This is a genomic window from Phenylobacterium sp. RIFCSPHIGHO2_01_FULL_69_31 (genome assembly GCF_001824475.1).
GTDB lineage: Bacteria > Pseudomonadota > Alphaproteobacteria > Caulobacterales > Caulobacteraceae > Phenylobacterium.
In genome coordinates, this window is sequence record NZ_MHXN01000014.1 from 319080 (window position 1) to 339368 (window position 20289).

Annotated in this window: 19 protein-coding genes and 1 tRNA gene; 13 read left to right on the top strand and 7 right to left on the bottom strand. The window is 71.2% G+C overall.

Annotation, left to right across the window (positions count from 1 at the left end):
* Positions 1 to 57 precede the first annotated feature (57 nt).
* On the top strand, positions 58 to 807 hold the full coding sequence (locus tag A2790_RS10835; RefSeq protein WP_293391128.1) for a creatininase family protein: 750 nt from the start codon (positions 58 to 60) through the stop codon (positions 805 to 807).
* A gap of 143 nt (positions 808 to 950) precedes the next feature.
* Here A2790_RS10835 and A2790_RS10840 read toward each other — a convergent pair whose 3' ends face one another.
* From A2790_RS10840 to tsaD, 4 genes are read right to left on the bottom strand one after another with little or no spacing between them, the layout of a single operon-like run.
* On the bottom strand, positions 951 to 1316 hold the full coding sequence (locus tag A2790_RS10840) for a Rieske (2Fe-2S) protein (RefSeq protein ID WP_293391130.1): 366 nt from the start codon (positions 1314 to 1316) through the stop codon (positions 951 to 953).
* Positions 1303 to 1587, bottom strand: a complete 285-nt coding sequence (locus tag A2790_RS10845) for a YciI family protein (protein WP_293391132.1) — start codon at positions 1585 to 1587, stop codon at positions 1303 to 1305. Before A2790_RS10845 ends, A2790_RS10840 begins: the two co-directional genes overlap by 14 nt.
* Positions 1588 to 2577, bottom strand: a complete 990-nt coding sequence (locus tag A2790_RS10850; protein WP_293391134.1) for an NAD(P)H-dependent glycerol-3-phosphate dehydrogenase — start codon at positions 2575 to 2577, stop codon at positions 1588 to 1590. It abuts the gene before it with no gap.
* Positions 2574 to 3665, bottom strand: coding sequence for a tRNA (adenosine(37)-N6)-threonylcarbamoyltransferase complex transferase subunit TsaD (tsaD, locus tag A2790_RS10855; RefSeq protein ID WP_293391136.1), 1092 nt, complete (start codon positions 3663 to 3665; stop codon positions 2574 to 2576). The genes A2790_RS10850 and tsaD overlap by 4 nt, the downstream gene beginning before the upstream one ends.
* A gap of 72 nt (positions 3666 to 3737) precedes the next feature.
* Between tsaD and hemC the strand changes: the two genes are divergently transcribed.
* The 7 genes from hemC (at position 3738) to A2790_RS10890 (ending at position 10271) form a co-directional block, all read left to right on the top strand.
* Positions 3738 to 4715 carry a hydroxymethylbilane synthase gene (hemC, locus tag A2790_RS10860; RefSeq protein WP_293391138.1) on the top strand — a complete coding sequence of 326 codons (978 nt, stop codon included), beginning with the start codon at positions 3738 to 3740 and terminating at the stop codon, positions 4713 to 4715.
* Positions 4716 to 4815: 100 nt separating this feature from the next.
* Positions 4816 to 5520 carry a uroporphyrinogen-III synthase gene (locus A2790_RS10865; protein WP_293391140.1) on the top strand — a complete coding sequence of 235 codons (705 nt, stop codon included), beginning with the start codon at positions 4816 to 4818 and terminating at the stop codon, positions 5518 to 5520.
* Positions 5521 to 5523: 3 nt separating this feature from the next.
* The gene (locus A2790_RS10870; protein ID WP_293391142.1) at positions 5524 to 6363 is read left to right on the top strand and encodes a hypothetical protein; all 840 of its coding nucleotides are present in this window, start codon (positions 5524 to 5526) and stop codon (positions 6361 to 6363) included.
* Positions 6360 to 7838 carry a heme biosynthesis HemY N-terminal domain-containing protein gene (locus A2790_RS10875; protein WP_293391144.1) on the top strand — a complete coding sequence of 493 codons (1479 nt, stop codon included), beginning with the start codon at positions 6360 to 6362 and terminating at the stop codon, positions 7836 to 7838. The genes A2790_RS10870 and A2790_RS10875 overlap by 4 nt, the downstream gene beginning before the upstream one ends.
* Positions 7835 to 8776 carry a glycosyltransferase gene (locus A2790_RS10880; protein WP_293391146.1) on the top strand — a complete coding sequence of 314 codons (942 nt, stop codon included), beginning with the start codon at positions 7835 to 7837 and terminating at the stop codon, positions 8774 to 8776. Before A2790_RS10875 ends, A2790_RS10880 begins: the two co-directional genes overlap by 4 nt.
* A gap of 51 nt (positions 8777 to 8827) precedes the next feature.
* Positions 8828 to 8903: transfer RNA gene (locus A2790_RS10885), tRNA-Thr, on the top strand.
* A 189-nt stretch (positions 8904 to 9092) separates the two neighbouring features.
* Positions 9093 to 10271 (top strand): acyltransferase, encoded by a 1179-nt coding sequence (locus A2790_RS10890; RefSeq protein WP_293391148.1) that lies wholly within the window; start codon positions 9093 to 9095, stop codon positions 10269 to 10271.
* Here A2790_RS10890 and A2790_RS10895 read toward each other — a convergent pair.
* A complete protein-coding gene (locus A2790_RS10895) occupies positions 10200 to 11153 on the bottom strand; it encodes a LysR family transcriptional regulator (protein ID WP_293391150.1) in 954 nt (317 codons plus the stop codon). The genes A2790_RS10890 and A2790_RS10895 overlap by 72 nt on opposite strands.
* A 76-nt stretch (positions 11154 to 11229) precedes the next feature.
* Between A2790_RS10895 and A2790_RS10900 the strand changes: the two genes are divergently transcribed.
* The 3 genes from A2790_RS10900 to A2790_RS10910 all read left to right on the top strand — a co-directional run bounded on the left by A2790_RS10900 (position 11230) and on the right by A2790_RS10910 (position 14835).
* Positions 11230 to 12726 carry a CoA-acylating methylmalonate-semialdehyde dehydrogenase gene (locus tag A2790_RS10900; RefSeq protein WP_293391152.1) on the top strand — a complete coding sequence of 499 codons (1497 nt, stop codon included), beginning with the start codon at positions 11230 to 11232 and terminating at the stop codon, positions 12724 to 12726.
* 15 nt (positions 12727 to 12741) lie between these two features.
* Positions 12742 to 12915, top strand: a complete 174-nt coding sequence (locus A2790_RS10905; RefSeq protein ID WP_156467308.1) for a hypothetical protein — start codon at positions 12742 to 12744, stop codon at positions 12913 to 12915.
* Between the two features lie 159 nt (positions 12916 to 13074).
* Positions 13075 to 14835: a response regulator gene (locus tag A2790_RS10910; RefSeq protein WP_293391155.1), complete on the top strand. Its 1761-nt coding sequence runs from the start codon at positions 13075 to 13077 to the stop codon at positions 14833 to 14835.
* An 11-nt stretch (positions 14836 to 14846) separates the two neighbouring features.
* Here A2790_RS10910 and A2790_RS10915 read toward each other — a convergent pair whose 3' ends face one another.
* Positions 14847 to 15623 (bottom strand): response regulator transcription factor, encoded by a 777-nt coding sequence (locus tag A2790_RS10915; RefSeq protein ID WP_293391157.1) that lies wholly within the window; start codon positions 15621 to 15623, stop codon positions 14847 to 14849.
* Positions 15624 to 16124: 501 nt separating this feature from the next.
* Between A2790_RS10915 and A2790_RS10920 the strand changes: the two genes are divergently transcribed.
* Positions 16125 to 19151: a TonB-dependent receptor gene (locus A2790_RS10920; protein ID WP_293391159.1), complete on the top strand. Its 3027-nt coding sequence runs from the start codon at positions 16125 to 16127 to the stop codon at positions 19149 to 19151.
* Positions 19152 to 19323: 172 nt separating this feature from the next.
* Complete coding sequence (locus A2790_RS10925; RefSeq protein WP_293391161.1) at positions 19324 to 19500, top strand: hypothetical protein; 177 nt, start codon at positions 19324 to 19326, stop codon at positions 19498 to 19500.
* On the opposite strand, the gene A2790_RS10930 is transcribed toward A2790_RS10925, so the two are convergent.
* Positions 19497 to 20273: a transglutaminase family protein gene (locus A2790_RS10930; RefSeq protein WP_293391163.1), complete on the bottom strand. Its 777-nt coding sequence runs from the start codon at positions 20271 to 20273 to the stop codon at positions 19497 to 19499. The genes A2790_RS10925 and A2790_RS10930 overlap by 4 nt on opposite strands.
* Positions 20274 to 20289 lie beyond the last annotated feature (16 nt).

A 20289-nucleotide genomic window follows, 5' to 3' on the forward strand; every position in this document is an offset into this window, starting at 1 on the left:
AGGCGCCGGCAGACCCTATGGAGGGGGCGATCAGTCCTCCCAGTCGAAGGCTTCCCCATGCTGCTGCACCTTTCCACCTGGGCCGAGGTCGAGGGCTTCCTCGGTCGATCCAAGACTGTCGTCATTCCGATCGGTTCGAACGAACAGCATGGGCCGACAGGGCTTTTAGGCACCGACTGGCTCTGCCCCGAGATCATCGCCCATGAGGCCGAGAAAACCGGCGACATCATCGTGGCGCCGACGTTCAACATCGGGATGGCCCAGCACCACCTGGACTTCCCGGGCACCATCGCGCTGCGCCCATCGACTTTCATGCTGGCGATCGGCGACTGGTGCCGCAGCCTCAGCCATGCCGGCTTCGAGAAGCTCTATTTCCTGAACGGCCATGGCGGGAACGTCGCCACCATCGAGGCGGCGTTCTCCGAACTGTACGCCGAGGCCAGCTATGCGGGCCGCAACCGCGGCTTCGCCTGCAAGCTCAAGAACTGGTGGGACCTGGCGGGGGTCACCGCCCTCGCCAACCGCCAGTTCCCGGTGGGCCACGGCAGCCATGCGACGCCCTCCGAGATCGCCGTGACCCAGTGGGCCTATCCGGACTCGATCAAGTCGGCGAACTACGCCCCGCAGATCGCGCCCACCGGCCCGATCCGCGAGGCCCACGACTTCCGCGCCCGCTACGCCGACGGCCGCATGGGGTCCGACCCCGGCCTCGCCACGCCCGAGAAGGGCGGCGAGCTGGTCAAGCAGGCGGCGGCGTCGCTGCTGCAGGACGTGGCGGCGTTCGATGCGGAGACGGGGCCGGGCTGATCCCTTCCCTCCCCTGCATGGGGAGGGTGGCTGCGCGCGAAGCAAGCAGACGGGTGGGAAATCACCGACCAGGCTCCGAGCCCGGTCGTGCAGCCCCCACCCTGGCGACTTCGTCGCCTGTCCCTCCCCATCAAGGGAAGGAATTACGCTGTCCAGACCTCGCCCCCGCGCACCTCGACCGGCCAGTCCGTCAGCCGCTCGTCCGTGCACGGTCCCGCCACGCAGAGGCCGTCCAGGGTGAACAGCGCTCCGTGGCCGGCGCACAGGATGTGGCGGGCGTCGCGGGTGAGGTAGCGGTCGTCCATGGGCGCCAGGGGCCAGCCGGCGTGGGGGCAGCTGTCGACGAAGCCGCGCGCCTGACCGCCCTCACGGAGAACGAAGCCGGCGAACATGCGCGAGCCGTCCCGGAAGCGGAACGACTTGCCGCCGGGGTCCTTGATCTCGTCCAGCGCACAGAGGCGGACGCCCGCCGGCGGGCGGGCGGGATTGTCGCTCTCAGATCTGGCCAAACGTGATCTTCACCGCGTTCAGCTCGACCTGACGCCAAAGGCCGGCCTGGGTGTAGGGGTCGGCGGCATTGAACGCCTCGGCGGCCGCCTTGTCGGCCACGTCCAGGATGAACATCGAGCCGGCCATGCCGCCCGCATCGTCGAACATGGGACCTGCGATCTTCACGTCGCCGGCGCGGCTCTGCACATAGGCCAGGTGCCGCTCGCGGGTCGCCATGCGCAGGCCCAGGGAGTCGGGCTTGTCGAGGCAGTGCAGGACGAACGTCGGCATTCAGTTTTCCTCTCGGAGCGGTCTTGAGAGCAGGCCGCGGATGGCGTCGTCGACGCCGGTCTCGCCCGCCAGGATGGCGGCCACCGCCTCGCAGATCGGGGTCTCGACGCCGAGCTTGCGCGCCAGCTGACGCACGGCGGGCGCGGAGGCGACGCCTTCGGCCACCGACAGCTTGCCGGCCAGCGCCTCCTCCAGCGTCTGACCCGCGCCCAGCGCCAGGCCGACGCTCATGTTGCGCGACTGCGGGCTGGAGCAGGTGAGCACCAGGTCCCCCAGGCCGCAGAGGCCGGCGACGGTCTCGGCCTCGCCCCCCAAAGCCACGGCGATGCGGGTGAGCTCCGAGAAGCCGCGGGTGATCAGGGCCGCGTGGGCCGAGCGGCCGAGACCGCGGCCCTCGACGATACCGCAGGCGATGGCCAGGACGTTCTTCACCGCCCCGCCCGCTTCGGCGCCGATCATGTCGGTGGCGAAGTAGGGCCGGAACGTCGGTGTGGCGATGGCCTCGGCCAGATCCTCGGCGCAGCCGTCTTCCGGGCAGGCCAAGGTCACGGCGGTGGGCAGTCCGCGGGCCACCTCGCCCGCGAAGCTGGGGCCCGAGAGCACGGCGGGCGCGGCGTGCGGGATCGTCTCGGCGAGAACCTCGGTCATCAGCTTCAGCGAGCCCTGCTCGATCCCCTTCGAGCAGAGCAGGATGGGCAGGCCGTCCCGGGCGTAGGGGGCGAACGCCGTCAGCGTCGCCCGCATGTGCTGGGCCGGCGGCACGGCCAGCACCAGGTCGCAGGCAGCCAGGTCGGCCAGGTCTCCCGTGGCGCGGATGGAGGGCTCCAGCGGCACCCCCTTCAGGAAGGTCGCGTTCTCGTGGGCGGCGTTGATCGCCGCCACGACCTCGGGCTCGCGCGCCCAGAGGATGACGTCGCGCCCGGCCCGCGCGCAGACCTGGGCCAGGGCGGTGCCCCAGGCGCCGCCGCCGATCACCCCTGCGGTGGTCATGCCTTCGCTCCCTTGCGGCCGGCCTTGTGGGTGGGATTGGCGTTCGCGGCCGCTTCGTCCAGTGGCCAGCGCGGCCGGGCTACGGCGTCGAGCGGGTCGGAGATCCCGGCCGCCAGGCGCTCGGCGCCGGCGAGGGCGATCATCGCGGCGTTGTCGGTGCAGTAGGCCAGGGGCGGGGCGGCGAAGCTGAAGCCGCGCCTGGCGGCGGCCTCCTCCAACCGCGCGCGGACGGTCCGGTTGGCCGCGACGCCGCCGGCGACGACGAAGCGCAGGTCGCGGCCGCCGTGCTCCTCGGCATAGGCCTTCATGGCGCGGTCCGACTTCTCGGCCAGCTGGCCGGCGATGGCGGCCTGGACGGCGGCGGCCAGGTCGCGGCGCTGGTCGTCGGTCGCCACGCCCTCGGCCAGCCGGGCGGCGGCCGTCTTGAGGCCGGAGAACGAGAAGTCGCAATCCTTACGGCCCAGCAGCATGCGCGGAAGCTGGAAGGCCTCGGGGTCGCCGCCGGCCGCCAGCCGCTCGAGCGCCGGCCCGCCGGGATAGGGAAGCCCCATCGCCTTGGCGATCTTGTCGAAGGCCTCGCCGGCCGCGTCGTCGATGGTGGAGCCGAGGCGGCGGCAGGCCCCGATGCCGTCCACGCTCAGGAGCTGGCAATGCCCGCCCGACACCAGCAGCAGAAGGAAGGGGTAGGGCAGGTCCGCGCCCAGCCGCGCCGAAACCGCATGGCCCTCAAGGTGATTGACCGCCACCAGGGGCAGGCCGCGCGCCAGGGCGACGGCCTTGCCGAACGACAGGCCCACCATCACCCCGCCAACCAGGCCGGGTCCGGCCGTCGCCGCCACGCCGTCCAGGTCCTCGTAGCCCAGGCCCGCCTCGGCCAGCGCGGTCTCGGCGATAGAATCGACGGTCTCCACATGGGCGCGCGCGGCGATCTCGGGCACCACGCCGCCAAAGGGGGCGTGCTCGGCGATCTGGCTGCCGACGATCGAGCTCAGCACCTCGGCGCGGCCGTCCGCGTGCCGGCGCACGACCGCCGCGGCGGTTTCGTCGCAGCTGGTTTCCAGTCCAAGGACGGTGAGGCTGAGGGTCATCCGGTTGCCGGTGGCAGGTTGCTACTGTAGCAGGCCTGCTACGTTTCCTTATCCCGAGGTAGACCGCCCACCGTGCCTTCGCAACCGCCCGCCAACCCCGGCCAGGTCCGCATCGGCGCCCGCGGGTCCAAGCTCAGCCTCGCCCAGGCCGGCCATATGCAGCGCCGCATCGCCGCCGCCCTCGGCGCCGACCCCGCCGATCCGGCCGCGGTCGAGGCGGTGGCGCCGCTGACGGTGATCACCACCACCGGCGACCGGGTGCAGGACCGCCGGCTGCTGGAAATCGGCGGCAAGGGCCTCTTCACCAAGGAGATCGAGGAGGCGCTGATCGAGGGTCGCATCGACTGCGCGATCCATTCGATGAAAGACGTGCCGGCCGAGCTGCCCCCCGGCCTCTGCATCGCCGCGATCCCCGAGCGGGAGGACCCGCGCGACGCCTTCCTGAGCCGCGGCCCCCTCACGCTCGAGGACCTTTCGCAGGGCGCGAAGCTTGGCACCGCGAGCCTGCGGCGCCAGGCCCAGTCGCTGTACCGCCGCCCCGACCTCGACGTGCAGATGCTGCGCGGCAATGTGGACACCCGCCTCGCCAAGCTGGCGGCGGGCGAGGCCGATGCGATCCTGCTCGCCTACGCGGGCCTCCGCCGGCTGGGCCTGGGCGACCTGCCCAAGAGCCTCATCGACCCCAAGGAGGCCCCGCCGGCGCCCGGTCAGGGGGCCCTGGCCATCGAGACCCGCGAGGCGGACCGCGACCTGCCCTGGGTGGCCGGCCTGCGCTGCGAGACCACCACGCTCTGCGTCACCGCCGAGCGCGGCGCCCTGGTCGCCCTGGAGGGGTCCTGCAAGACGCCCATCGGCGCCCACGCCTGGCTGGAAGGGGGCTCGATCCAGCTCATCGTCGAGGCCCTGTCGCCCGGCGGCAGCGCGCGTTTCCGCCACGCGGGCGACACCGAAATCTCGCAGCTGTCGGATCCGCTAAGGTCGGCCAGGGACCTGGGCTTCTCACTGGGCCAGGCGATCAAGGACGAGGCGGGCGACACCATCGTCCTCTGAGGCCTTATAGCCACGCTTGGAAACTGCGGCGTTGAACAAGGCCGCGGCGGGCCGCATCGTCGTTGGTGAAGCAGGACGGGTCGGATAACAGGATCGCCTGATGGCGGGCCGCAGGCAGCGAATCTGGATCACCCGCGCCCAGCCGGGCGCCGACGTCACCGCCGAGCGGGTGCGTGCGATGGGGCACGACGCGGTGGTCGCCCCACTCCTGGCGGTGAGCGTTCTGCCCGACGTGCGCATCGACCTGGACGGCGTGGCCGCGCTGGCCTTCACCAGCGCCAACGGCGTGCGCGCCTTCGCCGACGCCAGCGGCGAGCGGGGACTGAAGGTGTTCGCGGTGGGCGCGGCCACGGCCCAGGCCGCCCGGGCCGCGGGGTTCAAATCGGTGCTGTCCGCGGACGGCGACGTCGAGGCGCTCGCCGAGGGCATCGCGGCGCGGCGCGGCGAGCTGCGCGGCGCCGTCCTGCATCCGGGCGCAGCCGAGCCGGCCGGCGACCTGGCCGGCGCCCTCGAGCGACAGGGCGTCGAGGCCCGGCGGCTCATCCTCTACGAAACAGCCCCTGTGGAGCTTGCGCCCGCCGATGCCGAGGCCCTGACACGAAGCGACGCCGTCCTGCTCCACTCTCCGCGCGCGGCCCAGGTGCTGGCCCGGCTGCTGAAGACGCACCCCGCGCCCGGCCTGCGCGCGCTCGGTCTCTCGAAAGCGGTGGTGAGGCCGCTCGCGCGCACGCGGCTGGCGGGCAAGGCCTTCCCCCCCTTCCCGCTCGAAGCGGCGCTGCTCAACCTGATCGACCGGCGGCCCTGAGCGATGAGCGCCACCGAGCCCGACCTGCCCAGGGACCCGGCCGAATATCGGCCTCGGTCGCTGGCGGGGTCCGGCGTTTGGGCGATGGTCGCTTTCGGGGTCCTGTGCGTACTGGCCGGGGCGGCCGTCGCCCTCCTGGCGCCGAAGCTGTTGCCCGAGCGACCGCGGGCGCCCAGCGCCAGCAACGACGTCGCCACCGTGGCTGCACCGCCGCCGCCCGCCGCCCTGCCCGTGGTGATGGCCTCGCCGGCGGCCGAGGAGGTGGCCCGCCTGAACGCGCGGATCGCCATGCTCGAGAGCCAGGGCGCGCGTACGACCGAGGCCGCCGCCGCCGCCCTGGCCGCCGCGCAACTGGTTGAGGCCAGCCAGGGGTCGCGGCCGTTCGACCGGGAGCTCGCCGCCCTCAAGGCCACTACGCCCGGCCTGCCGGAACTCGCGGCCCTGACCCGCTTGGCCCAGACGGGCGCGCCCAGCCGGACGGCGCTCGCCGCGAGCTTTGCGCCCTATGCCGCCAAGGCGGCGCGGCGCGCCCGCAAGCCGCCCGAACAGGCCGACCTTGGGCAGCGCATCGCCTATGCCGCGGCCAAGATCGTTACGGTGCGACGGGTCGACGAGACAGACGGCGCCACGCCGGACGCGATCCTTCGCCGGGCGGAGCTGGCGCTGGAGGAAGGCCAGGTCGTGGCCGCCCTGAAGACCCTGGAGGCCCTGCCTCCGCGGGCGCGCGACGCCCTGGCGCCGTGGCGGGAGCAGGCGGAACGCCGCGCCCAGGTCGACCGCGAGGTGGCGTCCCTGCGCGCCCGCGCCGTCCGCGCGCTGCAGGCGCCGAGGCCGCCCGCATGATCCGCGCCGGCGTGGTCCTGATCCTGATCGCCGCCGTCGCGGTGGGGGCCCTGGCGCTGAGCGGCGATCCCGGCCGGGCGACGGTCGTCTGGCTGGGCTGGCGCGCCGACGCCACGGCCGCCGCGGCGATCCTGCTCGCCCTGGGCTTCGGCCTGTTCGCGGCCGTGGTCTGGCGGACGATCCTCTGGGCCCTGGAGGCGCCCCGCCGGGCCGAGCGGGCGCGGGCCGAGGCGCGGCGGCGCCAATCCTACGACGTACTGGCGCGCGGCTTCCTGGCGGTGGCCGCGGGCGACGGGTCCGAGGCGCTTCGGCTGTCGAAGAAGGCGGCCGAGATCGCCGCGGAGGCCCCTGGCCTGGTGCGCGTGCTGGCCGCCCAGGCGGCGGAGGCGGCCGGCGACATGGCCCAGGCGCAGGCGGCCTATACCGCCATGCTGGGCTTCCCGGAGATGCGGCTGGCGGGGCACAGGGGCCTGATGCAGATCGCCCTGGCGCAGGGCGCGCGGGAGACGGCGCTGCGTCATGCCCAGGAGGCCTATGGCGAGGCCCGCACCGCCCGCTGGGCCTGGCGCGCGATCCTGGAGTCGCGGCTGGAGACCGCCGACTGGGATGGCGCCCTGGCGCTGGTGAAGGGCGCCCTCGACCGCAAGATCGTCCCGCCGGTGGTGGCCGAGCGCGCCCGCGCCGCCTTGCTGGCCGCCTCGGCGGCGCAGCTCGAACATGCGCCCGAGCCGAAGGCGCGGGGCATCGCCCTGGACCAGGCGACCGAGGCCGCCCGTCTGCAGCCGGGCTTCGCGCCGGGCGTGGTGATGGCCGCGCGCCTGCTCGCCGAGGACGGCAAGATGGGGCGCGCCGCCGCCCTGATCGAGAACGCCTGGCGCGCGGCCCCGCATCCGGCCCTGTGGCTGGCGTACCGCGACCTCAAGACCGACGAGACGCCGCGGGAACGCGCGCAGCGTCTGGGCCAGCTGGCCGCCGTGAACCCCGCCCACCGCGAAAGCCTGCTGCTGTACGTGGAACAGGCCCTCGTCGCCGGCGACGCCCCGGCGGCGCGCGAGGCGGCCAAGGCGCTGGAGGGAGAGCCCGTCACCGCCCGCGTCGCCGGCCTCCTGGCGCGGGCCGCCTATGCGGCTGGGGCCATCGACGAGGCGCGGATGTGGCTGGCCCAGGGGATGAACGCGCCGCCGGAACCGGACTGGTCCGACCTCGACCCGGAGGGCCGCCCCTTCGCCTACCACGCCCAGGACTGGGCCCGTCTGGCCATCGCCTTCGCGGAAACCGGCGAGCTGCTGCACCCCCGGCTCGAGCGGCGCGAGCGCAGCCTCCGCGAGCTGCCCGAACTGCCGATCGCCTATGCGGACGCCGGGCCGATGCTGGCCGAGCCGGCGTTCTATCCGGTGGACGAGGGCTACCAGGAACCCGAGACCCCGCCGGGCCCCCCGCGCCGGACGGGACCGCGCGGCCGACGCCAGCCATGACGCGGATCGTCTATCTGACGCCTTACGCCGGCTCGAAGTCGGGCGGCAACAAGATGATCTTCCGGCACGTGGAGGGCCTCTGCGCCCTGGGCTTCGACGCCGTGGTACGCCGCCCGCCCCACACCCCGCCCCCGACGTGGTTCGACCATCAGGCCCCCACCGAGGACGCCTCCGTCCCGCTCGGCCCCGACGACATCCTGGTCCTGCCGGAAGACTCTCCCGAGGCGATGCGGCAGGCCGCGGCCCTGCCGAACCGCAAGGTCATCTTCTGCCAGAACCCCTATGCGCTCGCGAGCTACGGCCTGGCCGCCTTGCCGACCGAGCTTCGGCCGCAGTACCGCAACTTCATGGCCTGCGGCGTCGGCGTCGCGGGGCTGATCGCGCGCTTCTTCGACTACGACCTGATCTCGATCGTGCCGGGCTTCGCCGACGAACGCATCTTCCGCCCGGCGCCCAAGGAGCAGCTGATCGCCTGCTCTCCGCGGCATCGCAAGGTGGAGCAGGCGGCCATCCGCTACATGTTCGAGCGGCTGCATCCCGAGGCGGCGTCCTGGCGCTGGGAGGTCATGGAGACCTGCACCGAGGCCGAGGTCGCCGCCATCATGGGCCGCGCCTCGGTGTTCCTGAGCCTTGCGCGGATGGAGGCGCTCAGCCTGACAACGCTGGAGGCCATGTCGTGCGAGTGCCTGCTGGCGGGCTTCACCGGCATCGGCGCGCGCGAGTTCGCCACGCCCGTCAACGGGATCTGGGTGGATGAGGACGACTGCGAGGCCGCCGCCCATGCCCTGGTGCGTGCGGTGACCCTCGCCGAGCAGGACGGGGGAGCCCAGGCGCTGATGCGCCACGCCGCGGCCCAGACCGCCGCCCAGTGGAGCCGCGCCGCCTTCCTCGAGGCCCTGGCCGCCTTCTGGCGCGACCGGATGGGCGTGACCGCGTGACGCTTTGCAAATCGGGAGGTTGCGGGTAAAAGCCCGCGTCCCCGGACAGGAGCCGCCTTAGCTCAGCCGGTAGAGCGGCGCATTCGTAATGCGTAGGTCAGGTGTTCGAGTCACCTAGGCGGCACCATTCTTCCCTACTCGCAGGATCCCAACGCGGCCGTAGCCCGGCGCTTCTCGCGTGGCCGGCTAGGATGTAGCCGTCACGTGACGGCCGGCGCCTCAAGACGAGGCAGGCGCGACGGCGTCGAGTCCGCATAACACTGGTGCTTGACGTGCTGGCGCCGGCACTGCCTAGCTTCCGGCGGGGGAGCGGCAAATGACGTCATCAGAGGGCGGGGCGCGCACGATCGGCCAGCGCGTGGCCGAAACCGGCGGTCGTACGACCGGATTCGACTACCTGCGGATCGGCCTCGCGCTCGCGGTGATGGTCTGGCACAGCTTCCCGATCAGCTACGGCAAGCCGTTCGAGACCATGGTCCTGGGCGGCTGGGCGCGGCCGACGGTTGCATTCATCCTGCCCGCCTTTTTCGCCCTGAGCGGGTTCCTTGTCGCCGGCAGCCTCGAGCGGAACACCTCGCTGTTGCGGTTCGCCGCGCTCCGGGCCATCCGGATCATGCCCGCGCTGGGGGTCGAGGTGCTTCTTTCCGCCCTCATCCTGGGCCCGCTGCTGACCACGGTCGGCCTTGCCGCCTATCTGTCGGACGGCGAGTTCCACGAGTATTTCCTCAACGTCTTCGGGATCATCCATTTCGACCTGCCGGGATTGTTCGAGACCAATCCCATTCCCAGGATCGTCAACGGCCAGCTCTGGACCATCCCCTACGAACTGGAATGCTACGCCGCCCTTGCGGCGCTCGCCGCCCTAGGCCTGGTCCGCCGCCCCGTGCTGATGCTTGCCGCCGTAACCGGCCTGCAGCTGGCGCTGATGGCGATTACCTATCAGCCCATCGTCTTCGGAAGCCCGCTTCCGGAGCTTGGCGGCGTGTTCTCCGGCCGGCTCCTCGTGATGAGCTTCCTGTGGGGCGTTGTGCTGTTCCGGCTCCGCGACCGCGTCCCGTTCAGCGGATGGCTCGCGGCGATCGCAGCGGCCGTGAGCGTCGCCCTCATGCTCGTGCCCCTGGGCGACGCCCTGGCCGCACTGCCGATCGCCTATGCGGTCGCCTACCTGGGTCTTCAGCAGCCGCGGAGCACGCCCATCGTGGCCCTCGGCGACTTCAGCTACGGCATCTTCCTCTACGGCTTCGCCGTTCAGCAGACGGTGGCCAGCCTCGGCGCGTGGACGCACCATTGGTACCTGAACCTGGCGCTCGCGGTGCCCCTGGTCACCCTCTTCGCCGCATTCTCCTGGTACGGCGTCGAGAAGCCGGCGCTAGCCCTGAGGAAGCGACTGTCGGTTCTCGACCCGGTCGACGCATGGATCGGGTCAGCGCAGGGGCGGCTGGGCTCTCTCGCGCCCTGGGCGCGGACAGAAGGCCGCGACGGTATCGGCGCCTGAGCCGTACCAGCAGGGCCGCAGGTCGTGGCGCTTGGCCTCCACGAGGTCGCGCAGCCAGGCCCTGACGACCCGCATCCGCGCGGCGTCGTGCACCTCGCGGTGGGTGCTCAACCAGAAGCGGCGCTCGATGACGACGTCCGGCAGCACCCGCTCCAGGCCGGCGGCGAGGAAGCAGGGCAGGACGCCCACGCCGCCGGCGGCGGCGATCATCTCGCGCTGGGCCTGGATCGAGGAGCTGGCGAGCGTGGCGGTGAGGCCCGGCGAAACCTCGTCCAGGTACCGCAGCTCGGACGCGTAGAGCAGGTCGTCGATGTACCCGACGATCTGGAGCCCAGCCAAATCCTCGACGCTCGCGGGCCGCCCCGTCCGATCGAGGTAGGCGGGCGCCGCGTAGAGCGCGAGCTGGTAGCCGGTGAGCGGCTCGACCACGAGACGCTGGCCGTCGGGCGGGCTGAGTGTGATCGCCATGTCCACCTCCCGCCGGCTCGGTGAAAGGAAGCCGGCGTGGGCCGCCAGCTCCACGCGCAGGCCCGGGCGCGCCGCGGCGAGCTGCGGCAAGGCGGGGGCCAGCACCGCGGACCCGAAGCCCTCGGCGGTGCTGATGCGGACCGTCCCTGCGACCAGGTCGGGGCGGGTCACGCGGGCCGCGGTCTCCATCGCCTGCTCGGCGTCGAGCGCGATGTCGAACAGCTGGGCGCCGGCCGAGGTGAGCAGCAGCCCGGTGGACGAACGGACGAACAGCGTCGACTTCAGCGCCGTCTCCAGCCGCGCCACCCGCCGGCCGACGGTGGCGGTGTCGATCCCCAGCCGCTGGGCGCCGGCCCCGAGGGACCCCGCGCGCGCAGCGCCGAGGAAGATGCGCAGGTCGTCCCAGTCGAACATCGTCGTTGCAATATCGCGCTATCGATCGTGCAACAATGCAATGGGACGACGGCGAGAGAACGGCTAGGCCAGGGCCATGCGAGAGATCACCCATTTCATCGACGGCGCGGCCTTCACCGGCGCCTCGGGCCGCTACGGCGACGTGTTCAACCCCAACACCGGCGAGGTCCAGGCGCGCGTCCAGTTCGCGACGGACGCCGAGGTCGACCGGGCGGTCCAATCGGCGGTGCGGGCGCAGCAGACCTGGGCGCTGGTTAACCCGCAGCGGCGGGCGCGGGTGATGTTCGAGTTCAAGCGCCTGATCGAGCGCGACATGGACGCCTTGGCGGAAATCCTGTCGTCCGAGCATGGCAAGGTGATCGCCGACAGCAAGGGCGACATCCAGCGGGGCCTGGAGGTGATCGAGTTCGCCTGCGGCATCCCGCATGCCTTGAAAGGCGAATACACCGAGGGCGCCGGTCCGGGCATCGACGTCTACTCGATGCGCCAGCCGCTGGGCGTGGCGGCGGGCATCACGCCGTTCAACTTCCCGGCCATGATCCCGATGTGGATGTTCGGCATCGCCATCGCCACGGGCAACACCTTCATCCTGAAGCCCTCCGAGAAGGACCCGACCGTCCCGGTGAAGCTGGCGGAACTGATGATGGAGGCGGGGGCGCCGGCCGGGGTGCTGAACGTGATCCACGGCGACAAGGCTGCCGTCGACGCCATCCTGGACCATCCGGACATCAAGGCCGTCAGCTTCGTCGGCAGCTCAGATATCGCCCACTACGTCTACAGCCGCGGCACGGCGGCCGGTAAGCGCGTCCAGGCCATGGGCGGGGCCAAGAACCACGGGATCATCCTGCCCGACGCCGACCTGGAGCAGGCGACCAAGGACATCATCGGCGCCGCGTACGGCTCGGCCGGCGAACGCTGCATGGCGCTGCCGGTGGTGGTCCCGGTCGGCAAGAAGACCGCGGACGAGGTCCGTGAGCGCGTCCTCGCCGAGCTGGAGACGCTGAAGGTCGGGATCTCCACCGACACCGCCGCCCAGTACGGCCCGGTGGTCAGCCAGGCGCACAAGCAGAAGATCAGCGACTACATCCAGACCGGCGTCGACGAAGGCGCCGAGCTGGTGGTCGACGGCCGGGGTTTCTCGCTCCAGGGCTACGAGAAGGGCTTCTTCATCGGCCCCTCGCTGTTCGACGGCGTGAAGAAGGGCATGAAGACCTACAACGAGGAGATCTTCGGCCCGGTGCTGCAGATCGTCCGCGCCGAGAGCTTCGAGGAGGCGCTGGATCTGCCGTCGTCCCACCAGTACGGGAACGGGGTCGCCATCTTCACCCGCAACGGCCGCGCCGCCCGCGAGTTCGCCGCCCGCGTCCAGGTGGGCATGGTGGGCATCAACGTGCCGATCCCGGTGCCGGTGGCCTACCACACCTTCGGCGGCTGGAAGCGCAGCGCCTTCGGCGACGTCAACCAGCACGGCATGGAAGGCGTGCGCTTCTACACGAAGACCAAGACCATCACCGCCCGCTGGCCCGAGGGCGCGGTGGAGGACAGCGCGTTCGTCATCCCCACCATGAAGTGAGGCTCCCGAGGGGACATGTCCAAAGCCTATGGTCCGGTCACCGAGCGCCTGCTCAACCTTCGACCGGGCGCCTCGTGCTTCGTGAGCCTGCGCCGGCTTTGTTTCAAGACGCTGCGCAAGCATGCGCCCGACCGCCAATGGGCCGTCGAGTCGCGTGACGGCGGCCTGGTGGTCACCAGGGTGAGCTGAAGCTCGGCCCCGGCGCCGCCCGGCTTTCTCGACGCGTTCGGAGCGGAGTTCGCCTCTCGCCGTCTAGAGCTCAGCTTTTCTCGCGCTCCGGGCGAGGGGCGGTGCGACTCGCCTCAACCTATGCTTGGTGCCGGCCACCGATCGGGGGACGGGACGAATATGCTTGAGCCGACGGCGGACGTCGCCCATCCGGACGGTTACATTCGGTATTCGCGTACCGTCGCCCTGACGCGCCTGGCCCTGGTAGGGGCCTTCGTGGCGCTGCTTGCCGCCTTCACGCCGTGGCGCATGGCCGTGCTCGGGCTCCTGGAATTCGCCCTCTACTTCGCGCTGCTGATCGCCACCGAGATCGCCATGCGTCATCCGGACCGCACGGCGGCCTCCCGGCGGCTGCGCTGGCAGTCGGATGTCCTGATGCTGCTGCTGGTCGCCAACGCCTGCTGGCTGGCGGTCAGGATCCGGCTCTACGGCGAGCCCGAGATGCAGGTCGAGGCGGCCCTTCTCGCCATCTGCGTCCTGCTGTTCGCCGCGCTGCGCGTGCATATCAGCCGGGTCAGCTACGTCATCGGGATCGCGCCGCCCGCGGCCACCCTGCTGTGGATCGCCCTCGGCACGGGCGCGCCGCTGGCGGGCAACCACTATGCCCTCGCCATGCTCCTGTTCGTGGTGGCGGTGCTGATGGTCACCTGGCGCCAGCAAGCCACCGACCGGGCGCTGACGCGCGCGATGCAGGCCCTGATCCGCAAGAACCTGGCCCTGTGCCAAGCTGTGGAAGAGGCCAAGGCGGCCACCCGCGCCAAGACCCGCCTGCTCGCGGTGGCCAGCCACGAGATCCGCACGCCCCTGAACGCCGTGCTCGGCTTCGCCCAGGCGCTGCGCCGCCAGCCGCTCAGCCCGCCGCAGGCCGACCTGGCGCGGGGCCTCGTGGAGGGCGGGCAACAGCTCAGCCGGATGCTGGACGGGATCCTGGACCTGGCCGCCGCCGCGGCGGGTGTCGCACACCTGACCCCGACGCCGTTCGACCTGCGACGGCTGTCGCAGGCTGTGATCGGCGTCTGGCGCGGTCACGCGACGGCGATCGGGGTGGACCTCGTGTTCGAAGACGCCGATCCGTCGCTGGATTTCGGCGTCCTGGCCGACGCGGCCAAGCTGGAGCAGACCCTCGTCAGCCTGGTCTCCAGCGCGCTGAAGGCCACGCCCACCGGCGGGCGGGTGGCGCTTCGCCTCGCCGGCGTCGTCCAGGGCGGCGACCTGGGCGTGCTCGTCGAGGTGCGCGACACCGGCCCGCGCGTCCCGCCACAGGAGCGGGCGCTGAGCTTCGAAGCGTTCGACCAGACCGCGCGTGGGCGGATGGTCGGCGACAGCGGGCTGGGCCTGGCGGCCTGCGCGGCGAACATCGCGCTCATGGAGGGCGAAGTCGGCGTCGACGATCCGCCGGGCGTGCGCGAGGGGGAGCCGGGCGCGGTGTTCTGGTTCGCCTTCCGGGCGCCGCGCCACGCGCCAGCGCCCGAACTGCCCGCCGGCGCCGCGGGCGAGGGCCGGCGGCTGCGCGTGCTGGCGGCCGAGGACAACGCCGCCAATCGGCGCGTGCTGGCCGCGCTGCTGGACGGCGCCGGCGTGGATCTCACCTTTGCCGAGGACGGCGCCCAGGCGCTGACCGAATGGGGCGCGGAGCTCTTCGACCTGGTGCTCATGGACGCCAACATGCCGGTGATGAGCGGGCCGGAAGCCGTGCGCGCCATCCGCGCCGCCGAGGCGGGCGTGCGCACGCCCATCTGGATGCTGACGGCCAATGTGGCGGCGGAGGACATCGACCGCTACCTCGACGCCGGCGCGGACGGCGTGCTGCGCAAGCCGGTCGAGGCGGCAGAACTGTTCGGACTGATCTCGGACCTGTCGCGGAGGGGCGTCCCGGCCTGACTGGTGCGGCCTCAGGCGGCCAGGCCGGTCCGTGCGGTGACCTGTGCCTGGAACAGATAGCCGCCGCCGCGCAGGGTCTTGATCATGTCCCCCGCGCCGTCGCAGGCCGAGAGCGTGCGGCGGAGGCGCGCGACCCGCGCGTCGATCGACCGCCCCCCGGTGCTCGATCCCTCGCCGTGCAGCAGGGCCACGAGCGCATCCCGCGGCAGCACCACCCCCGGCCGGGCCGCCAGCGCCCGCAGCAGCGCGGCGTCCGCGGGGCTCAGCCGCACAGTGCGTCCGGACGGGGCGGTCACGTAGCCGAGCTCGGCGTCGAACCGCCAGGTTTCAAGCGTGGCCTGGGCCGTGCGGCGCGCCTGCCGCGCGGCGCGTCTAAGCAGCGCCCGCACCTTGGCCAGGAGCTCCAGCGGGTGGGTGGTCTTGGGCAGGACGTCGTCGGCCCCGAACTCCAGCCCCGCCACGCGGTCCAGGGTGTCGGCCGCACGGGCCACGACCAGCACCGGCGCGGTCTCGGCCTCCGAGAGCTTCCGGCACAGCGCCAGGCCGTCGGCGTCCGGCAGGGCCGTCTCGAGGATCACGAGGTCGCAGCCGTCGCCGTCCAGGGTCGGCTGGGCCTCCGCCGCCGAGTCGGCGCGGGCCACTTCGAAGCCGTGGCGCCGCAGCATCTCCAGGCCGGCCTCGATGGCCTCGGCGTCGGCGTCGATCCAGAGGACCCGGGGCGATCCTTGCGCGACGTGAGGCCGGGCAGGCGCCGCACCGGCGGCGAATTCAAAGGCGAGGGCGGTCATGGGACGTCCATTCGGAAGCTGGGCCGCAGGCGTACAACCTGGCTCGCGAGGACTTTAGACCGTCAGGTAGAAATTTGATGACGACTTCTCGTCATACTTCACATGAATACACTTCATGCGTCGTCCGACTGTGACAATTGATGGTGAGGTCAACCGCTGTCTTCTTTATGCAACATTCTTCCACGAATAACTTGCCCCTCCGACGGCGCGGTGAGGGTCGGATCGTGCTTGCCGCGGCGCTCGCGGAGACACGTATCTCATTGTTTTTGTGACAGTTGGTGCAACTTTGGCCGTCCTGATACGGGCGCCTTGTTCCCGATGGTATGAATTCACCTCATCCATCCGATAAGAGAAATTCAGTAAAGGGCGGTTCGCCGCGACAATAGTTCTTCTCCAGCGGCGCTCGGGCGCGCGTCCGGCTCCTCCGGTCGCGCTGGGGGCCGGCTTTCATGTGGGGATCGGCCGGGCGCGCACGCCATCGGCCGCTGGAGGATCTAGACCTTGAGCATCAAGAGAACGCGTGAGCGCCTTCTGGCGTCTTCGATGATCTGTGGCGCGGCCTTGCTGGGCTTCGCCAGTCCCGTGGCGGCTCAGACGGGCGGCGACGAGGTGTCGGAAGTCGTCGTCACCGGGACGCGCATTCCGTCGCCGAACCTGGAGAGCGTCAGCCCGGTCACCGCGGTGAGCGCAGCGGAAATCAAGGCGACGGGCGTGACCCGCGTCGAGGACATGATCAACAGCCTGCCCCAGGCCTTCGCGGCCCAGGGTTCGGCGCTCTCGAACGGCTCCACGGGCACCGCCACGGTCAGCCTCCGCGGCCTCGGCGCGACCCGCACCCTGGTCCTGATCGACGGCCGCCGCCTGATGCCCGGCACGCCGAACACCCTCGGCGGCTCGCTGGCGGCCGACATCAACTTCATCCCGACCGCCCTGATCGAGCGCGTTGACGTGCTGACGGGCGGCGCCTCGGCCGTGTACGGCGCCGACGCCGTCGGCGGCGTCGTCAACTTCATCATGGCCAAGAACTTCGAGGGCGTGCGCGTCGATGCCCAGTACGGCATCTACCAGCACGACAACGGCAATGCGATCGCCGACGTGGTGCGCGCCCGCGCGGCGACGGCGGCGAGCCCGGAGTTCTTCCAGCTGCCGAAGGACAATGTCCGCGACGGGGAGTCCTCGCAGGTCACCTTGGTGATGGGGGTCAATTCGCCGGACGGCAAGGGCAACGTCACCGCCTACGCCGGCTACCGTCACGTCGAGCCCATCCTGCAGGGCAACCGCGACTTCTCGGCCTGTACCCTGAACTCGGGCGACACCTTCCTCGACGCCGGCTGCGGCGGCTCGGGCACCGCCTTCCCGGCGCGCTTCGGCAGCTTTGTGGTGGACATCACCGGGCCGGGCAACACGTTCCGCCCGCGCGTCAGCACCCGCGACGTCTACAACTTCGGCCCGCAGAACTACTACCAGCGTCCCGATGACCGGTACGTGCTGGGCGCGTTCGCGAACTACGAGATCAACGACTGGGCCACGGCCTACGCCGACGTGATGTTCATGGACGACACGTCGACCTATCAGATCGCGGCGGGCGGCATCTTCGCCGGCACGTTCTCGGTCAACTGCGCCAACCCGTTCCTCTCGGCCCAGCAGCGCGGCCTGCTGAACGCCACGGCGGCCTCGGGCGGCGGCACCTGCGCCAGCAACCCGGGCGGCACCTTCACCGGCACCATCTCCCGCCGAAACGTCGAAGGTGAAGGCCGCCAGGGCCAGACCCAGCACCAGCAGTACCGCTATGTGATCGGGCTGAAGGGTGACCTGAACGACAACTGGAACTACGACTTCGCGATGCAGTACGGCCGCGTCTCGTTCAACCAGACGCTGGAAGGCTTCTTCCGCACCGGGGCGATCAACAACGCCCTGAACGTGGTCTCCGTGAACGGCGTGCCGACCTGTCAGTCCGTGGTCGACGGCAGCGACCCAGCCTGCGTGCCCTACAACATCATGCAGCTGGGCGGCGTGACCCAGGACGCGCTGAACTATCTGGAAACCCCCAGCTATACCGGCGGCAACCTGTTCGAGCGCATCGTGAACTTCTCGCTGGGCGGTGACCTCACCGAGTACGGCGTGAAGACGCCCTGGTCCACTGACGGCGTGGGCATTTCCATCGGCGCCGAGTACCGCCGCGAGACCTTGGACTTTGCGTCGGACTACGTCTCGTCGTCCGGACAGCTCAACGGCGCGGGCGGGGCGGCGCCGCCGGTTAACGGCAGCTTCGACGTCTATGAAGTCTTCGCCGAGGCCCGGATCCCGCTGGTGCAGGACGCGCCCTGGGCGAAGTCCCTGACCCTGGAGACGGCCTTCCGCTACTCCGACTATTCCTCGATCGGCACGACCGAGACCTACAAGCTGGCCGGCGACTGGGAGCCCATCGACGGCCTGCGGATCCGCGGTGGCTACAACCGCGCCGTCCGTGCGCCGCACGTCCTGGAGCTGTTCAGCCCGCAGAACGTGGCGCTCGACGGCACGCAGGATCCCTGCGCCGGCCTGGCCGCCAGCGATCCGCTGGTCGCCCGCTGCGCCCAGGCCTTCGGTCTGACGACCGCCCAGGTCCTGGCCATCGAAGCGAACCCCGCCGCCCAGTACAACGGCCGGTTCGCGGGCAACCAGAACCTCGATCCGGAAACCTCGGACGCCTACACCCTGGGCGTGGTGTGGCAGCCGTCGTTCCTGCCGGGCTTCAACGTCTCGGTGGACTACTTCGACATCAAGGTCGACGACTACATCGCGCCGATCGGGGCGGACCTGATCGTCAACCGCTGCGTCCAGACGCTCAGCCCGCAGTTCTGCGACCTGGTGCACCGCGACGCCGAAGGCTCGCTGTGGCTGTCGAACCAGGGCTATGTGATCGACCAGACGGTGAACATCGGCTCGCTGCGCACGTCCGGCGTCGATTTCAACGCCGGCTACCGGATCTCGTTCGACGACCTCGGGATCGAGAACATGGGCAGCCTCGGGTTCAACTTCGTCGGGACCTATCTCGACCGGCTGGAATCCCAGGCCCTGCGCGGCGACGAGCCGTTCGACTGCGCCGGTCTCTACGGCACCATCTGCTCGGTCGCGGGCGGCTTCACCGCCCCCAACCCGAAGTGGCGCCACAAGGCCCGCGTGACCTGGAACACCCCGCTGGAGTACGGCGAGTGGTTCCACGACTTCTCGATGACGCTGCAATGGCGCCACTTCGACAAGGTCACGCTGGACGCCTACGACGACCATCCGCAGCTCAACAACCCGGGCCTGCAGTACGCCACGGACAAGACGCTCGCCTCGCGCGACTACTTCGACCTGACGGCGTCCTGGACGATGCGCGACAACCTCAACTTCCGGGCGGGCGTGAACAATCTGTTCGATAAGGACCCGCCGCTCAACGGTTCGTCGAACTGCCCGAGCGGGCCCTGCAACGGCAACACCTGGCCGCAGGTCTATGACGCCTTCGGCCGCTACCTGTTCATCGGCCTGACCGCCGACTTCTAAGTCGAACCCGAGCAAGCCCGGCCCGGATGTGGTCATCCGGGCCGGGCGAGCCGAAGGCGCCTCTCGCGTCCTCGACACTGGCCCCGCGCGAGCGGGGCCTTTTCTTTTGCAGCTCCGCGGAACCGCAGCCCCGCAAGACGCTTCCCGTGGCTCAGCCTCAAGGATCGAGCGCGTGCGGCGGACGGAATACTATCGGGCGGAAGCGGACCGGGTTCAGCGGCTCGCCGAAGAGTCCGCACCGGGCTGCGGCCGCGAGCAGTTCGAACGGGTCGCCGCCGAGTACCGTAGCCTGGCCGAGTACTACGACGCCTTGCCCGAGCCGCCGGGCGCCCGGGCGGCACCCCACTAGCTCTTGCGTACCGCGAACGCCTGCGAGACCAGGTCGGCGCGGCCGAAGATGGTCATGAACGCGATGTCGGCGGCGTCCAGGCCGGTGGCCACACGCACCAGGCCGTCGACCGGCGCCTTCGCGGTCGGGTCGACCAGCCGCCAACGTCCGCCGAGGTAGACCTCCACGACGGCGTGGAGGTCCGGCGGCGTCAGCTTCCACGCATAGGCGCTGACGGCCCGCGCCGGGATGTCGGCAGCGCGGCAGAGGGCGATGGCCAGATGGGCGTAATCCCGGCACACGCCCGCGCGATCAACGAACGTGTCCAGCGCGGTGGAGGCCGCGTCGCTGACCCCCGCGCGGTAGTCCATGTGGCCCGAGATCCAGTCCAGGATGGCGGCCACCTTGTCCCCGCCGGCCAGCCCGCCGAACTCGCGCTCCACGAAGCGCTCGAACCGGTCGGACGGGCAGTAGCGGCTGGCGCGAAGATAGCGCAGGGCCTCGCCCGGCAGATCGCGGATCGGCGCGGCCGGCATTCCCGCCAGCGCCGCGTCGCGGGCCAGCACCTCCACCTCGGCTTCGTAGGCGATGCGGACCTCGCGCTCCGCCGTGAACACGACCCGCCGCTCCCCTGTGACCGAGTCGTCCAGGCGGGAGATGCCGATCGGTGGCGAGATCGTCAGCTGCTCGCGATGCACCGCCTGGTCGGCCGCGCGGGCGGCCTCCAGCAGCAGCAGCACTTCGCAGCGCTCGGCGAAGCGGTAGGTCAGGTCGGCCTTGATCTGGAAATGCATGCACGCTCCACCGCCG

Bases quoted from the DNA above. Each gene is read 5' to 3' on its own strand.
- A2790_RS10845 (WP_293391132.1), bottom strand. From the start codon at position 1,587: ATGCCGACGTTCGTCCTGCACTGCCTCGACAAGCCCGACTCCCTGGGC.
- A2790_RS10900 (WP_293391152.1), top strand. From the start codon at position 11,230: ATGCGAGAGATCACCCATTTCATCGACGGCGCGGCCTTCACCGGCGCC.
- A2790_RS10850 (WP_293391134.1), bottom strand. From the start codon at position 2,577: ATGACCACCGCAGGGGTGATCGGCGGCGGCGCCTGGGGCACCGCCCTG.
- A2790_RS10890 (WP_293391148.1), top strand. From the start codon at position 9,093: ATGACGTCATCAGAGGGCGGGGCGCGCACGATCGGCCAGCGCGTGGCC.
- A2790_RS10910 (WP_293391155.1), top strand. From the start codon at position 13,075: ATGCTTGAGCCGACGGCGGACGTCGCCCATCCGGACGGTTACATTCGG.
- A2790_RS10915 (WP_293391157.1), bottom strand. From the start codon at position 15,623: ATGACCGCCCTCGCCTTTGAATTCGCCGCCGGTGCGGCGCCTGCCCGG.
- tsaD (WP_293391136.1), bottom strand. From the start codon at position 3,665: ATGACCCTCAGCCTCACCGTCCTTGGACTGGAAACCAGCTGCGACGAA.
- A2790_RS10870 (WP_293391142.1), top strand. From the start codon at position 5,524: ATGAGCGCCACCGAGCCCGACCTGCCCAGGGACCCGGCCGAATATCGG.
- A2790_RS10880 (WP_293391146.1), top strand. From the start codon at position 7,835: ATGACGCGGATCGTCTATCTGACGCCTTACGCCGGCTCGAAGTCGGGC.
- A2790_RS10865 (WP_293391140.1), top strand. From the start codon at position 4,816: ATGGCGGGCCGCAGGCAGCGAATCTGGATCACCCGCGCCCAGCCGGGC.
- A2790_RS10875 (WP_293391144.1), top strand. From the start codon at position 6,360: ATGATCCGCGCCGGCGTGGTCCTGATCCTGATCGCCGCCGTCGCGGTG.
- A2790_RS10835 (WP_293391128.1), top strand. From the start codon at position 58: ATGCTGCTGCACCTTTCCACCTGGGCCGAGGTCGAGGGCTTCCTCGGT.
- A2790_RS10895 (WP_293391150.1), bottom strand. From the start codon at position 11,153: ATGTTCGACTGGGACGACCTGCGCATCTTCCTCGGCGCTGCGCGCGCG.
- A2790_RS10930 (WP_293391163.1), bottom strand. From the start codon at position 20,273: ATGCATTTCCAGATCAAGGCCGACCTGACCTACCGCTTCGCCGAGCGC.
- A2790_RS10905 (WP_156467308.1), top strand. From the start codon at position 12,742: ATGTCCAAAGCCTATGGTCCGGTCACCGAGCGCCTGCTCAACCTTCGA.